This window comes from Vibrio chagasii (genome assembly GCA_041879415.1).
Classification (GTDB): Bacteria; Pseudomonadota; Gammaproteobacteria; order Enterobacterales; family Vibrionaceae; genus Vibrio.
The window spans coordinates 2,101,998-2,117,416 of record CP090851.1; the positions used below are offsets into that span (position 1 = coordinate 2,101,998).

At 44.9% G+C, this 15,419-nt stretch carries 14 protein-coding genes; 1 reads left to right on the top strand and 13 read right to left on the bottom strand.

Annotation, left to right across the window (positions count from 1 at the left end):
• Window positions 1-6: 6 nt before the first annotated feature.
• The 9 genes from fliS to flgK form a co-directional block, all read right to left on the bottom strand.
• Window positions 7-417 carry a flagellar export chaperone FliS gene (gene fliS / locus L0991_09415; protein ID XGB61657.1) on the bottom strand — a complete coding sequence of 137 codons (411 nt, stop codon included), beginning with the start codon at window positions 415-417 and terminating at the stop codon, window positions 7-9.
• Window positions 418-429: 12 nt separating this feature from the next.
• On the bottom strand, window positions 430-735 hold the full coding sequence (locus L0991_09420; protein XGB61658.1) for a flagellar protein FliT: 306 nt from the start codon (window positions 733-735) through the stop codon (window positions 430-432).
• Between the two features lie 3 nt (window positions 736-738).
• Window positions 739-2,766 carry a flagellar filament capping protein FliD gene (fliD, locus tag L0991_09425; GenBank protein ID XGB61659.1) on the bottom strand — a complete coding sequence of 676 codons (2,028 nt, stop codon included), beginning with the start codon at window positions 2,764-2,766 and terminating at the stop codon, window positions 739-741.
• A 22-nt stretch (window positions 2,767-2,788) separates the two neighbouring features.
• On the bottom strand, window positions 2,789-3,214 hold the full coding sequence (flaG, locus tag L0991_09430; protein XGB61660.1) for a flagellar protein FlaG: 426 nt from the start codon (window positions 3,212-3,214) through the stop codon (window positions 2,789-2,791).
• Between the two features lie 80 nt (window positions 3,215-3,294).
• Window positions 3,295-4,425 carry a flagellin gene (locus L0991_09435; protein XGB61661.1) on the bottom strand — a complete coding sequence of 377 codons (1,131 nt, stop codon included), beginning with the start codon at window positions 4,423-4,425 and terminating at the stop codon, window positions 3,295-3,297.
• Window positions 4,426-5,015: 590 nt separating this feature from the next.
• A complete protein-coding gene (locus tag L0991_09440) occupies window positions 5,016-6,149 on the bottom strand; it encodes a flagellin (protein ID XGB61662.1) in 1,134 nt (377 codons plus the stop codon).
• 647 nt (window positions 6,150-6,796) lie between these two features.
• Entirely contained in the window at window positions 6,797-7,933 is a 1,137-nt protein-coding gene (locus L0991_09445; GenBank protein XGB61663.1) for a flagellin, read from the bottom strand.
• 419 nt (window positions 7,934-8,352) lie between these two features.
• Window positions 8,353-9,543 (bottom strand): flagellar hook-associated protein FlgL, encoded by a 1,191-nt coding sequence (gene flgL, locus L0991_09450; protein XGB61664.1) that lies wholly within the window; start codon window positions 9,541-9,543, stop codon window positions 8,353-8,355.
• A 9-nt stretch (window positions 9,544-9,552) separates the two neighbouring features.
• On the bottom strand, window positions 9,553-11,433 hold the full coding sequence (flgK, locus tag L0991_09455) for a flagellar hook-associated protein FlgK (protein ID XGB61665.1): 1,881 nt from the start codon (window positions 11,431-11,433) through the stop codon (window positions 9,553-9,555).
• Window positions 11,434-11,496: 63 nt separating this feature from the next.
• On the opposite strand from flgK, the gene L0991_09460 reads away from it, so the two are divergent.
• A complete protein-coding gene (locus L0991_09460; GenBank protein ID XGB61666.1) occupies window positions 11,497-11,643 on the top strand; it encodes a hypothetical protein in 147 nt (48 codons plus the stop codon).
• 1 nt (window position 11,644) lies between these two features.
• On the opposite strand, the gene flgJ is transcribed toward L0991_09460, so the two are convergent.
• The 4 genes from flgJ to flgG form a co-directional block, all read right to left on the bottom strand.
• Complete coding sequence (gene flgJ, locus L0991_09465; protein XGB61667.1) at window positions 11,645-12,562, bottom strand: flagellar assembly peptidoglycan hydrolase FlgJ; 918 nt, start codon at window positions 12,560-12,562, stop codon at window positions 11,645-11,647.
• Window positions 12,563-12,572: 10 nt separating this feature from the next.
• Window positions 12,573-13,664, bottom strand: coding sequence for a flagellar basal body P-ring protein FlgI (locus L0991_09470; protein XGB61668.1), 1,092 nt, complete (start codon window positions 13,662-13,664; stop codon window positions 12,573-12,575).
• A gap of 93 nt (window positions 13,665-13,757) precedes the next feature.
• Window positions 13,758-14,534 (bottom strand): flagellar basal body L-ring protein FlgH, encoded by a 777-nt coding sequence (gene flgH / locus L0991_09475; protein XGB61669.1) that lies wholly within the window; start codon window positions 14,532-14,534, stop codon window positions 13,758-13,760.
• 89 nt (window positions 14,535-14,623) lie between these two features.
• The gene (gene flgG / locus L0991_09480; GenBank protein ID XGB61670.1) at window positions 14,624-15,412 is read right to left on the bottom strand and encodes a flagellar basal-body rod protein FlgG; all 789 of its coding nucleotides are present in this window, start codon (window positions 15,410-15,412) and stop codon (window positions 14,624-14,626) included.
• Window positions 15,413-15,419 lie beyond the last annotated feature (7 nt).

The window sequence follows — 15,419 nt, forward strand, 5'->3', positions numbered from 1 at the left end:
TTTTCTTTAAATACCGACTTCAGCAGACGTCAAGTTGTGATATTCATTCGGAATTTGGTCCCAAGCGCTCTTAATTTCGCGAATAATATCGATAACATCATCAATAGGCTGAGGGTCATTTTTGTGATTTGCCGCAGAAATTTGCGTGATCATGAACTCATAAAGTTGATCTAGGTTTTTGGCAATATCACCACCATCGTCCATAGAAAGGCAGCTACGTAGGCTAATAATGATATCTAGAGCCTTGCCAAGACGCTCACCTTTCACAGGGATATTGCCCGCTTGCATTGCCGCTTTACCTTGGATCAAACGCTCAATCGCGCCCGCCATCAGCATTTGCACAATCTTATGCGGTGAGGCAGCCGTTAACTGACTATCCACTGATACCTTTTTATATGCCTGTAAAGAACCGCGCATAGTAAACCTCTTCTATAAAAACTTTTTGTATTGTTGAACTGACTTGGCACCGTGTCGGTACTTGTGCAGGTTTTTCCCTACCCGACCAGTTTCAGACTGCATCAATTCGACTAATTTTCTTGTTCTCGAAATGGCTTCAAACCACTCCGAACTTTGCTTAACGTCAGGGTGTGAATCGATGAATTGAAGCACGTTTTGCAATAACTGTTCTCTGTTATCGACAAGCGTCGCTATTTCTTCAGCATTAATTTCACTAAATTCGAGCTTAGAGATAATTAATTGATCTAGTTCACAAAGCTCTCGAAGCTGACTGGTCATCTATTAACCCAACGCATTCATCATACTGCCAAGCTGAGACTGCATCTTACTGGTTGCATCTTGCATGGCGGTGAACTTAGAGTGAGTGCGACTTTCAAGACTGTCCATTCGACGATCTAAGGCGTTTTGGTCATCTGCTAAACGGTAGTTTTGTTCAACCAGACTCTTTTCTCGAGTACGGATTGAACCCGTAATACCAGTGATACCCTGAATCGCATCTTCAACCTTTTTAGCAAAGCCATTATTGCCGCCAAAGAACTCGCCCAGCTTATCAAAGTTATTGTTTAGCTGTCGGTCCAGCATGTCGTAGTTGATCTCCAGAGAGCCTTGTCTGGTGGTCGTGATACCAAATTCCGTTAAAGACTTAAGGTTCTCAGGTGCCCCTTCGATGCTTGAAGAGAATACCCCTTTCAATCGTGAGTCGGCGTTACGGACCGTACTGTCACCAGAAAGTGGGCCTTTTTGTCCGGTCGCAGGGTCGACACCCGCCAAGTTTTTAGACACTTGATAAAACTGGTTGTAGGAATTCACAAAGGCTTCAATGTCTTGGCGAACACTATTACGGTCGTACTCAACACCAATTTCTGCAGGTGGCTTATCTTTTGGCGTCTTTCCTTTCACCGTAATATCAATGCCTTCAACGGCATCTTCAATCACATTGTTGTTACTCGAGAGCTGAGCGACACCGTCCAGAACGACCATTGAGTCTTGGCCAGCTTGGACTTCGGTCATGCCGCTGTAACTATCGAAAGATTGCTGAGCAAGCGCCAAATCAGCTTGTGCCTTGTCGACTTTCTCTAAGCGCTCTCGCTCTTCAGGCTCTAATTTGGCACGCTCGATATTTTTGGCTTGCTCTGCGGTCAATTCGCCGCTTTCTACTTTCTTGGCCAGATCCGCTTTTTCTTGAGCGATCTTCTCTTCAATACGTGCTTGCTCTGCTTCTAACTTCTGCTGAGCTTCTTTCGGTGTAACATATGAATCAGTCAAAGTACCAGAGGCCGTGTTTGACCAACCAGGAACATCAGGCGCCTTCTCGATCGCTTTTTCGTCAAGCTCAAGTTCTGGTGTGTAATAGGAATCTAACAACGTGCCAGAAGCGGTTTCCGTCCAACCTGGGATATTGTCTTCAGGCATGACAGATTTTGCCGCTTGAGCGGCGTCTAGGGCAGCTTGGCCATCTGCAGCGGCTTGTTCACCGAAGCTAAGGCTTTGAGAGCCATCTTCTACAGGGGACGTTGAATCAGCTTGAGAACCTGGAATGATATTGCCGTCTTCGTCGACAGCTTCATCAGCTTTCGGATCATCATCAGAGATAGCCTCATCGATAAGATCAACGGCTTTTCCAGCAGGTGTGAGCCCAAGTACATCTTGAGCGGCAAGGCGAGCTTTCTCTAGCGCTTGAACACGTTCTTCAAGGGTTTTGTATTCGAGTTTTTTTAGAGGATTTGACGCATCAGACTCTACATTGATGCTGATCTGTTGGTCTGCGCCAGATTTGTTGGAGGCGACAATAAGTCGAGGGCCTTCGGTATCATTAATAATGGATGCACGAACGCCTGGGTTTCTATCTGCACCGTTTATGCTGCGAACAACATCGATTAGCTTTGATCTGTCACCTACTTGTACATCAAAGCTATCATCACCAAGCGAAACCTGCAGCTTACCTGGGCCAAATTTCATGTCATCAGATAGAACATCTGACGCTACTTTATGGCTTTGGGCAAGCTGCAACACATCGATGGCATATTTGCCAGCGATCGCTTCAGTAGTCGCGGTTGCAGAAACAAGACCTTCATCGGTACTTTCCACTGTACGTACAGCGAAAGCTTTTTCCTGACGAAAGTTTGTCATCAGGTTTTTCATCGAATCGAGAGATTCTCTGAGTCTTCCATAGGCACTAATGCTGGTATCGATTCGCGCTCTTTCATTGTCGATTCGTTGCTGTTTAGGTACACGCTCCGAATCCACAATTTTGCTGACCATGGAATTGATATCCATGCCAGACGAAATCCCCATTGGGCCAAAACTCATTAAACCACCTCAATAATACGACTTAGACCTTCACCTCAAATATTCTACTATTCGAGTTTTGGGCTGCTAGGCGTCTTAGAATTTCAAGCATTTCTTCATCGGGTATCTGGCGAATAATATCACCGGTTGTGGTTTCATAAATAGTCACCACATCCCTTCCCGATTCTTCGTCGACCTTAAAGGCAACGCCCTTATTGAGAGAGGAGATAAACTCGTTTACCTTCTCCACCATCTTGACTCGCTCTTCATCATTTAGCTCTTTTCTCTCTTGAGCTAATTGAATCGCAGCTTCGGTAGCTTCTTCTTTCGATTTCTCTACCTTGCCATAAGAGGTTGCTTCCTTCAGTCGTGAAATGCTCGACGCACTACTACCTTCATCGCTAGCAATTTTAATGCCATTAGGTGAGCCATAAGGCTGGATGTTCGATGCGTTAGATGGTATTTCCATAACACTCTCCCTCCCTCCTTCATGAGCCAACAGTAAAACTCCACGTAAAGCGGAGTTTACCGCTACTTACCGAGGTAAGTTTAGCCCAATAAGCTTAGAGCTGCTGATGGTGATTGTTTTGCTTGAGCTAGGATAGAAGTACTCGCCTGTTGTAGGATTTGAGACTTCGTCATTGCCGTTGTTTCTTTCGCATAATCGGTATCTTTGATACGGCTCTTAGAAGCATTAACGTTTTCGTTGATGTTTTCTAAGTTGCTGATTGCATGGTCAAAACGGTTTTGGAAAGCACCAAGAGATGCACGTTGGCTATCTACAGATTTTAGAGCGCCATCGATGATAGATACCGCTTCGTTTGCACCCGCAACTGATGTTACGTCGATGTCGTTTACGGTTACATCTTTACCTGCGCCAATACCTAGCTCACTTGCAAGGCTGCCACCAAACTCAACATCACCTTCAACTTTTTGGCTAGAAGCGAAAAGTTGTAGTTTACCGCCTTCACCTACCGACGCTTTAACGTCTTGGCTTTGACCGTTGATGTAAGTTGCTAGCTCTTCGATATCGTTGCCTTCTTTAGCAGAGATAGATAGCTCTTGAGCTTCGCCAAACTTATCGTTGTATTTGATAGTAAGGTCAGCGCCAGCGCCTACACGCCAAGATGCATCTTTACCTTCAGTAACACCGTAGCTCTTACCACCCATTTCTTGAGTGTCGGTACGCATGTTGCCCATAGATAGCATTACCGCTTCACCTGAGTCAGCACCGATTTGGAAAGATTGGCTACCGTAAGTACCGTTTAGAAGCTTGTTACCACCAAAAGAGGTTGTTTCAGCGATACGGTTAAGTTCTGTGTTTAGAGCAGATACTTCTTCTTGGATAGCAACACGCTCAGACTTGCTGTTTGAACCGTTTGCAGATTGAAGAGAAAGGTCACGCATACGTTGCAGAATGTTGGTTGACTCATTCATCGCACCTTCAGCTGTTTGTGCAATAGAGATACCGTCATTCGCGTTTTTCACAGCCATATCTAGGCCACGGCTTTGCGACGTTAAGCGGTTAGAGATTTGTAAGCCTGCAGCATCATCTTTTGCGCTATTGATTTTATAGCCAGAAGACAAACGCTCCATTGATTTTTGAGTACCTTCAGCCGCGTTATTTAGGTAACGCTGAGCCGTCATTGCAGACACGTTAGTGCTTACATTAATCGCCATAGTTGATCTCCTTTAGGCATTTTTTAATGCACCCATGTGACTCTCACCTCACACAAATACATATCAATTTGTTTACGCACCACTGTCTCTCTCACCTTACATTGGTACATATCATTTCTCTCAATCCCTTTAACGGCGCCTTAATTAGAAGCTTTAATAAAAAATGTGTTTTTTTTCGCATTATTTTCAATAACAAAGAAAAGCGTGATCGCCATTCAATTAATAGACCGATATGCGCTAAAGTTTCCTGTCTTCATCATTTATAAGTATCGCCTTGCACATAAAAAGACAAAGCAGATCCCTGACATCTCGTTCTACTCGATTCTGGGATGACCGAGTAATGTCGGAAGATTGATAGGCTAATCCGTCATTCCCTACAGGGAGGGACGACCGTGATAGGGAATCTCGCTTTCTACCCACAACCCTAATTGGAACCTTTGAAGCACACTTTTGCCGACCTCAGAAAAGCAAAAACCCAGCCGAAGCTGGGTTTGTTTAGCGCTCATCTCTCACCACGAGCTAATTTGTGGAGGCCTTACGTTAACGTTTTGTCTCAACAACGCTTATAGTCAACGTGGCTTTTTAATCGATTAACCTAGTAGGCTAAGTGCCGAGTTCGGCGCTTGCTTCGCTTGAGCAAGAATCGAGCTTGAAGCTTGAGAAAGGATCTGAGACTTAGTCATCTGAGTCGTTTCTTTCGCGAAATCGGTATCTTTAATACGGCTCTTAGATGCATTAACGTTTTCGTTAATGTTGTCTAAGTTGCTGATTGCGTGGTCGAAACGGTTTTGGAAAGCACCCAGCTCTGCACGGTGGCTGTCTACGTACTTAAGTGCTGCATCGATTACTGCTACAGACTCTTGTGCGCCGCCAACAGACGTTACGTCGATAGTATCAACGGTTACGTCTTTACCTGCTTGAATGCCTAGCTCGCCAGCAAGACCACCAGAGAAAGAAACATCGCCGCTCACTTTGTTGTTACCAGTGAACATTTGTAGCTTACCGTCTTCAGTCACAGACGCTTTAACAGAATCTTGTTGACCGTTGATGTATGTCGCTAGCTCTTCGATGTCGTCACCCGCTTTTGCGTTGATGTCGATCTCTTGTGCTTGACCAAAGTTATCTGTGAACGACAGTTTTAGGTCGTTAGAACCTGCTTGAACGTTCCAGTCTTTGTCTTTAGCGTTCTCAGTTTGGTAGCTCTTACCACCCATCTGAGCATTATCAGAACGCATATCTTTCAGTTGAAGCATTACCGCTTCACCGTTATCCGCACCGATTTGGAATGATTTAGTACCGTGAGTACCGTTAAGCAGCTTGTTACCACCAAAAGACGTCGTTTCCGCGATACGGTTTAGCTCGTCGTTCAGTGCTGTTACTTCTTCTTGAATCGCTACACGCTCAGACTTAGAGTTTGAACCGTTCGCAGATTGTAGAGAAAGATCACGCATACGTTGCAGGATGTTAGTCGTCTCGTTCATTGCACCTTCAGCAGTTTGTGCAATAGAGATACCGTCGTTCGCGTTACGAACAGCAACGTCTAGGCCGCGGCTTTGAACGTTCAAACGGTTAGAGATTTGTAGGCCCGCAGCGTCGTCTTTTGCGCTGTTGATTTTAGAGCCAGAAGCTAGACGCTCCATTGATGTTTGTTGTGCGCTGTTCGCGTTATTTAGGTAACGTTGCGCTGTCATCGCTGAAACGTTGGTATTTACATTCACTGCCATGGTGATTTCTCCAATTGATTTTCCGGTATTGCGGTTTCCGACGTCTCGGAAAACCAAGTAGTTCTCTCAAAGTTACTTTTAATAACGGCTCGAAAATCAGAAGCTTTAGAAAAACTTTTAAAAAACCATAAAAAAATTATTAACCAATTAAATTTCAACAAGTTAAAACAATCCACTTTCTAAAATAACTATAGATTTTTATTACTAGGCGCGCTTTAACTGGTTAAAAAACATTCTAACTGGCTTTTTCGTTGGCCAATGTACAGAAATGATCAATCAGTAAAGTTCTTAGTTGTGGACAAATATCAGGCAAAAAGGTGAGCTGTGTTTCACAAAGTCGGCAGAGAAAATTAAAGCCAGCAGAACGGGAAAACGAAGAAAGATCGTTAGAAGAGAAAATAAAACGTAATCAGTAGAAAGGAAAAAGCCCCTTTTCCTTTGAGAGAACCGGGGCTAGTTGGCGCGTCAGAGCCTGTGTGGAGATCATCGAGAAATGAACACATTTCCGACTCGCCGTTGCATTCTTACCGTAAAAATGGATAGCAGGTGAGAGATGAGAGAGCTAAACACCCAATAGTAAGTATGCTTGCCAGTTTCCCTTGCTGCATGGCTCACGTCTGAACACGAGCAGCAAGTTCAACCAATAACTATTGCAATAGTGACATTGCAGAGTTAGGCAATTGTTTTGCTTGAGCAAGTATTGAAGTACCTGCTTGTTGCAGAATTTGTGATTTGGTCATTTGCGTCGTCTCTTTCGCAAAGTCCGTATCTTTGATTCGGCTGTTTGAAGCGTCTACGTTCTCTTGAACGTTTGCCAAGTTATTAATACTGTGGCTTAGACGGTTCTGTTTCGCACCCAAATCAGCACGCTGTGAATCTACGTACTTCATTGCAGAATCGATAACACTGATAGCGTTCTGTGAACCAGCAACACTTGTTAGGCTGATATCTTGAACTGATGTTGCACGGCCTTCGCTCTTAATACCAAGCTCAGATGCCAAGCCACCAGAGATAGACATAGCGCCATCTAGGTCAGGTTCCGCTACGAATAGCTGTAAACGGCCATCATCTGTAACTGATGCGTTTACTAAGTCAGATTGACCATTAATGTAAGTCGCTAACTCTTCAATATCGTCACCCGCTTTGGTGTTGATATCTAGAACGATGTCTTCGCCTGCTTTGGTTTTGAATTCAAACTTAAGATCGCTCGCTGTTGGCGGCACTTCCCAGTTCTTATCTTTCGCGTTTTCTGAATCGAACGTAGTACCACCCATACGGTAGTCATCTGCACGGATACTTGTCAGAGCCATGATCATTGCTTCACCAGAGTTAGAACCGATCTGGAATGAAGCTTCACCGAATGAACCGTTTAGTAGACGACGACCACCAAACGATGTGGTTTCCGCGATACGGTTAAGCTCATCTTGAAGTGCCATTGACTCTTCATTCAGTGCAGTACGCTCTGCCGGCGAGTTAGTGCCGTTTGATGATTGAATCGCTAGATCACGCATACGTTGTAATACGTTAGTCGATTCGTTCATCGCGCCTTCTGCCGTTTGAGCAATCGAAATACCGTCGTTGGCATTGCGCATTGCCACATCAAGACCACGAGACTGAGCCGTTAGACGGTTCGAGATTTGCAGACCTGCCGCATCATCTTTTGCGCTGTTGATCTTGTGACCAGATGACAGACGCTCCATAGAAGTCGCTAAGTCATTAGACGCTTTATTCAGGTAACGCTGCGCTGTCATTGCGGAAACGTTAGTACTTACATTAACTGCCATTTTGCTCTCCTTATGAGTTCGCAAGCTCTCTGCGAAGCGGCCAGCTTTACTCTCATATGGATAAGCACTGACCGTATGTTACTCAATAAACCTTATACAAGGTTTAAGATCTGTATTAATCATTTATAACCAACACAGATACAAGTTGTATGCCAAGTTTAATTTTGTATAAATAATTTTTTTATTTGCTAATAATCAAAAACTTACAGAAAATTAAACGCGATTATGATTGTTTACTTTTAGAAGATGAAACTGCCCTCATCCTCTTGTTGCCGTTTTTTGCCGCTATATCAAGAAACATTATGCTTCGTACGAAAAAGCGGCAATTTTTGAAGTCATTCGCACGTATGGCATAGCACATAAGGCAAAGAATCGACTCCTTGGTATTTAGCAGTTCACCGCTGAATACCGATCAATCATTAAATATAGTTAAACAAGGTTAGGTCTTTTGTTTTGCCAAACGCTTGCTGTGAAGCTTGCAATGCTCGAGAGTTTTCATTGAATTCAATGATGGCTTTCGAGTAATCCAAATCTTCAAAGTTGCTTTTCGCTTTCGCCAAAGACAACTTAAAATCTTCATGTTGTTGCTCTTGAATATCCAATGTACTCAAACGGGCACCAACATCTGTTCTTGCTTTAGTTAAGTGAATAAACGCAGCATGGAACTCTTCCGTCATTTGGTGAAGTTTTGCCGTTGCCGACGCATCGGACACTGGATTTTCTACCTGCTCTGCCGCTTCTTTGAACGTGTCAAAGATCGAGAATGTCTCTCTCGGCTCTAAGGTGATCGAATCGCCCTTAGTGACTTGTCCTTTAAACTGAATATTTAGCCCTTCGTAGACAATGCCAGTCGCAGGGTCAAAATCTTCAGCAGCAACCACAGCGCCATCTTTTTCGAGTTGGTACGCAAACTTACCGGTCTGCATATCAACAAACGTTACTTTATAAGTAGAACCATCTTCTGCACTGTTGGTTGCACGACCAAGTAGTAACTCAGATGCGGGCTCTAGCTCGTATTGAGGCTCGTAATCACCGAATGGGTTATCTATTTCCATAAATAACTTACTGCCCGGATCATTCATCGCCATTTCAAAGCTACTCGCTACACGCATCTTTCGCTGATAGTCGTCGCCTTGATACGTCACCGTTCCTTCGTTATCACGAAAGAAAGGTTGGCTTTTCGGCTTAGTGCCAGCAAATGTGTAATTACCAGACTCGTCTTGGGAGTTTGCTAAGTACAAAAAGTTATTCGCTAACTCTTGGATTTCACGCTTTTTTGCTAAACGGTCTTCAGGTGACAACGCACCGTTGATCATTTCCATCACGGTTCGTTTTGCTTCATCAGCAAATCCTTCCGAGTTGGCGATCATCACCTCATGGTGCTCAAGGCGGTTTCTAACCAGAGTAATGGCATCAACGTACTGTTTAAGCTGCTCTGATTGCTGACCAATATTTTGTAAATAGTGCGTCGCTAGCGGGTCATCACTTGGCGACTGCAGCTTCTTACCGGAAGCGAGTTGCGCTTGGTTGTGATGCACCTTGTTCTCTTGGCGGCGCAAGTCATTTTGTACGGACTGGTAGTTATGGAAGCTAGATATACGATTTAACATTTATACTTCCTACCTCAGAGCTAAAATAGTATTAAAGGTATCGTTAGCAGCTTGCATGATGCGTGAAGAAGCCATATACGCTTGTTGAAACTTCATCATGTTTGCCGCTTCTTCGTCGAGGTTAACCCCCGAGATTGAAGCAATACGCTCCTGGGCTGACTGCTTTTCCAACGTCGCAATATCACTCAAGCGATTAGCCGTTGAAGACTTCAGACCCGTGTTGGTATTCAGGTTGTGGTAAAGGTCTAAAATCGTAGACTCACCATCGTTCAAGATCTTGCCCGTTTGGAGATCTTGCAGCTTACGCAAGTTGCCATTGTCACCTTCAGATGGGACAAGGTTTGCCGTAAATTTATCGTTTGCCAGCGCGCCTGCCGTTAACTCGAAAGTCGTGCCGTTAATCGTCACCGGTCCTTGTGGCGGATACGGTTGAGGCTGCATTAAGATATTGCCTTTTGGATCCGTCACCGCGAATTGCTCACCCTTTGGTGACACAATCACTTCAAACTCACGCAGTTGGCCTGCCTCTAAGATTTTGAACCCAGCAGTACCCTTGGCAAACGTCGTCGATGCCTCATAGCTTTGTGCGGCAATGTCTTTTGGATCTGTGGTTGCCATATGAATCTGCGCGGCAAAATTACGCGTTGGACGCAGTAACAGCTTTTCACCAAGTTCAGGCGGATTACGAATTTCAACGCGCATACCATCAAGATAAAATGCGCTGCCGCTTGAATCAGTACTCACTTTGACCGTTTCGCCACTTGGCTTAGTCACCACGTAATCGCTACCATCGTATTTAAGACCGTACTCTCCACCTTTTAAGGCAGAAGTATCATCAATAAACACAGCGACATCCGCTTTGGATTGCCCACTTGCCGTCACACGAGATTTTGCCACCAGCTCAGAGTTCACATCGGTAAACAGGTTCTTACCCACGTTGCCGTTGAGATCCAAACCTTGCTCTTGAAGAGCATTAACCTTGTAGGAAAACGCGGTTGCCAAGCGGCCAAGCTCATCCATGATTGCTGGGATGTGCTCGTCTCGCATATCTAACATGGCACCGATTTTTCCATCAATGTCACTGCTGGTGATCGGCTTTAAAGACTTACCTTCAACAATCGCCAAGCGACGCTGGTGTGCATCAGGTAAACCATCCACCATTTTTAACTGGCTTGCCTCGCTGCCTGACACTAAGGTATGGCCGTTGCCAATATGGACATTGAAGCCTTCGGCATTTGAGCGTGGTGTCACTGTTACTTTGGTGTAACCAGAAAGCTCATTAATTAGCTTTTCATGCTGATCTCGCAGGTCATTATGAGGCCCAGGAGTTCGCATCATCAGGCGTTGTACATCACGGATCTCGATCGCGAGTTGGTTGACTCGCTCGATACCCATATCTAATTTTTTATTAGTAGAATCAGACTGTTGACGAACCTTTTCATGAAATTCATTCAACGTTTTACTCAGTAGCCCAGCCTTCTCTATTACGACTTTTCGAGCACCAACATCGTTCGGTGTATCGGCTAATGTTTTAACCGAGTCAAACCATTCATTTAGGTTTTCCGGAATCTTCTTCGAAGCCACCGAAGACAACATGTTCGACAGCATATCCAAGTTGCCTTGAGTATCGCCTTTGTTAGCGGCATTGGTTGTCGATAGGTTAAGTTCATTGACGGCAAATTGATCCCAAGAGCGGCGAACATTTTCCACATGCACACCCATGCCGTAGGTTTGACCACCGTACTGGCGCGGGTCATTAACACCTTGAATCACAGATTGGCGGCTATAGCCCTCTGTATTGGCGTTAGAAATGTTATGACCTGTGGTGTTTAGCTGTCTCTGAGCAGTAAGAACACTTTGTGCCCCTACATTCAGAAGATCCGACGCCATAATGCCCCCAAAAAACTTAACAAAATCAGGATAAACTGATTAACTACCAGTTTAAAAAGCAATATGTATGCCAATAGAGAAGAAGGTGAATCAAAAGGCGTTAATTTATTGAAGTATAAAGAGATAACTATGTGTGGTGGTGTTGAATCTTATACGGCAGATAAGAAAAGAGCCTGCCAGTGGCAAGCTCTAGATGTTCAATCGATGTGACTTAGTTCATTTCATCAATCTTAGCTTTAACTCGCAATACCTTATCAGCGTAGTTAGGGTCGGTTGCGTAGCCTGCTTGATGAATCCCTTTGATGAAACTCTCTGAATTGCCTTGGTGCTGCAGCGCCGTTTCGTACCTTGGGTTTTCATTCAAGAACTTCACATAATCGTTGAAGCTGTCTTCAAAACTAGAGTAAGAACGGAAAGAGGCCGATTCTTTAACGGCCGTTTTACCATGGAACTCAAGTGTTTGAGTTGCCACTTTATCGCCTTTCCAGCTTCTGTCTGCTTTGATATTGAATAGGTTATTACTGTTGCCCAGAGAGTTCTTGACCATCTTAGAGCCCCAGCCTGTTTCCAGTGCCGCTTGAGCCAATAGTAGAGATGAATCCACACCAAGGGCGCTTGCCGCTTTTTCTGCGTAAGGCTTCATTGAAGTGACAAATGATTCCGGTGAATCGAAAGAGACCGGCTGTTTGGCTACTGACGCAGATTGGATTTCTTGTGCTCTCTCATCTGAACTACCTGAGAATTGAGGTCTTTGCAGTGAAGTATCAAAGCCTTCGCTACGAACCTTATCTTCTGTCGCGTCGCTAGATTGGCCTGCACTTAATTGTGCAACAATCATATCCGCAAGACCTAGCGAACCATTAGCACTGAGCTCACTCGCCATTTGGTCATCTTGCATCTGACGGTAGAACTGTTCATTCTGGCTGTTCAACATATCCGATTTAAAGCTAGAGTTCGCATCGCGCATCGACTTAAACAACATTGAGGTGAAAATCGCTTCAAACTGTTTTGCCGCTGCGGTAAGTGCTTCTTTCTCACTGCCCTCTTCACCGTTTACTGCTTGTTGACGAAGACGGTCTAGGCTACCGATGTCGTGAATAAAACCGATGTCGTTGTTATTCTTAATCATGCTCTATTCCTTAGATAATGATCAGCTGGCCTTCAATCGCACCCGCTTGTTTCAGTGCTTGAAGGATTGCCATTAGGTCAGAAGGTGCTGCGCCCACTTCGTTAACCGCACGAACTAGATCATCCAATGTTAAGCCAGGTTCGAACTTGAACATCTTGCCATCGGCCTCAGTGACTTCGATATCAGAGTCTGGAACCACTACCGTTTGACCGCCAGAAAATGCATTCGGCTGACTTACATTTAAGTTTTCTTTAATCGCGACTGTCATACCACCGTGTGTTACCGCCGCCGCTTTTAGGCGCACGTGCTTACCAACCACAATGGTACCGGTACGAGAGTTAACGATGATTTTCGCTGAGCCTTCAGCTGGGTCAAATTCAATGTTTTCGATTGCCGATAAGAAAGCCACACGTTGGCTGATTTCTCGCGGTGCACGCACTTTTACAGACGTCGCATCAACCGCAGACGCCATTTGTGGACCTAAGAAGTTATTAACCGCATCGGCCATGCGCTGCGCTGTTGTGAAATCGGATTGGATTAGATTGAAGGTGATGTAATCACCACGGCCAAATGGCGTTGGGATCTCTTGCTCTACTGTTGCACCACTAGAGATGATACCTACGTTCGGGTTATTACCGACAATCTTAGAACCATCGTTACCCTGAGCACTAAAGCCACTTACCACTAAGTTACCTTGCGCCACAGCATACACCTGACCATCAAGACCTTTTAGGAAGGTTTGTAGCAAGGTACCACCACGCAGGCTTTTTGCTGAACCGATTGAAGATACGGTTACGTCAACTTCCTGACCTTGCTTAGAGAAAGCCGGCAGTTCAGCGGTAACAATTACTGCTGCTACGTTTTTTGTTTTTGGCTTAGTGCCAGGCGGCAATTGGATGCCAAAATTTTGCAGCATCGCGTTAAATGTTTGATCGGTAAAGGGAGTTGTTTCACCGGTACCCGGCAAGCCCGTGACCAAACCATAACCGACAAGTTGGTTACTACGAACACCCGCCACTTTTGCCACGTCTTTAATACGCGCAGCATGGGCACTGGTGGCAAGAAATAGCATGCCGAATAGTACGAGTGTCAGTTTTTTCATTGAGTAACCTGTCTGATTGCTTTAATTAATAATGACTTAGCGAGATGTTGCTGCGTAACGCGGGCTGTCAGTATGTCGACGCCCTCTCAAGCTCTACAGAGATACATTAAAGAATCGTGCCAAGAATCCAGGCTCTTGCATATCTTGTTGCACTCCGGTACCTGAATACTGGATTCGTGCATTAGAAACACGGTTTGAAGCGATGGTATTATCGAAATCAATATCGTCCGGACGGATGGTGCCACTTAGGCGGATGTACTCATCACCGGTGTTCAAAGTCATCCACTTTTCACCACGCACCACTAGGTTGCCGTTAGCGAGTACTTCAATCACTTCCACAGTAATATAACCACTGATGCTGTTGCTCTGATTAGCAGACGCGTCACCTGCGAAAGTATTGGTGTTGCTTAGGTCGTAAGAGAAGTTGTACTTGTCTATTGTTAACTCTTGACCACCAACAGCTAAAGGCTCCATTGATGAGTCATTCGACTTAGACATATCTGCATTGGCTTTTTTCGTCGCACGAGTATTTTCATCCAATGCCACAGTAATGATGTCACCAATACCGCGAGGCTTTGAGTCATCGTACATACTGCCAATATGGTTTACGTTAAATAGTGAGCCGGTTGCCGCTGCATAATGCTCTGGCTTCTGTTTTGGATTAATTGGCGCCCATGCAGGATCACCGGCAATAGGATCCGTTCGACCGCGAAGCGTATCAACAATGCCTGAACTTTCTTGAGCCGATTTATCACCTTCTACCGCATCAACCACTGTGGTCGCATTCTCTTCTGCTGGCGTCTCAATTGGATCCAATACAGAACAACCGCTCATAGACAAAAACAGGGCTAAACAAAAAATACGTTTCATGGCGATATACTCTCAGCAAGTCGTGGTAAATAGTAAGCCGTGACGAACACGTCGATTAATACGAAACAAGTAAGCGGTGGATTAACCGATTACAGCTGTTGGTTAACAAAGCTCATCATCTTGTCTACCGACGAGATAACTTTCGAGTTCATTTCGTAAACACGTTGAGCTTCGATCATATTCACAAGCTCTTCAGTTACGTTTACGTTCGATGTTTCTAGCATCGACTGGCGAATATTACCTAGGCCATCGAAGCCAGGTACACCTTCTTGTGGATCACCACTCGCGCCTGTCGGCAAGTAAAGGTTTTGACCTACTGGTTCTAAACCACCTGGGTTTACAAAGTCAGTGATGGTGATTTGGCCTACGACAACGTTGTTCTGCTCACCACGAAGACGAACCGATACTTCACCGTCATTACCGACTGTCACTGAGATTGCATCTTCAGGGATAACGATTTCTGGTTGTAGCGGGTAGCCTTGACCCGATGTTACGATTGCGCCGTCACCGTTCAAAGTGAACTGACCATTACGGCTGTAACCTGTTTCTCCGTCTGGCATTTCAACTTGGAAGAAACCGTCACCTTCGATCATCATGTCTAGGCTGTTAGACGTAGTCTGCGCGTTACCGTGTGTGTGAACCTTTTGAGTCGCAACTACTTTAGAACCCGCACCTAGCATCAAACCACTTGGTAACTCAGTGTTCTGAGACGACTGACCGCCAGGCTGGTTGATGTTCTGATAGAACAGATCTTCAAATACCGCGCGGCTCTTTTTAAAACCAATGGTCGAGGCGTTGGCAAGGTTGTTTGAAATCGTTGAAATGTTGGTTTGTTGGGCGTCTAAACCTGTTTTACTTACCCATAATGCTGGATGCATAGCAATT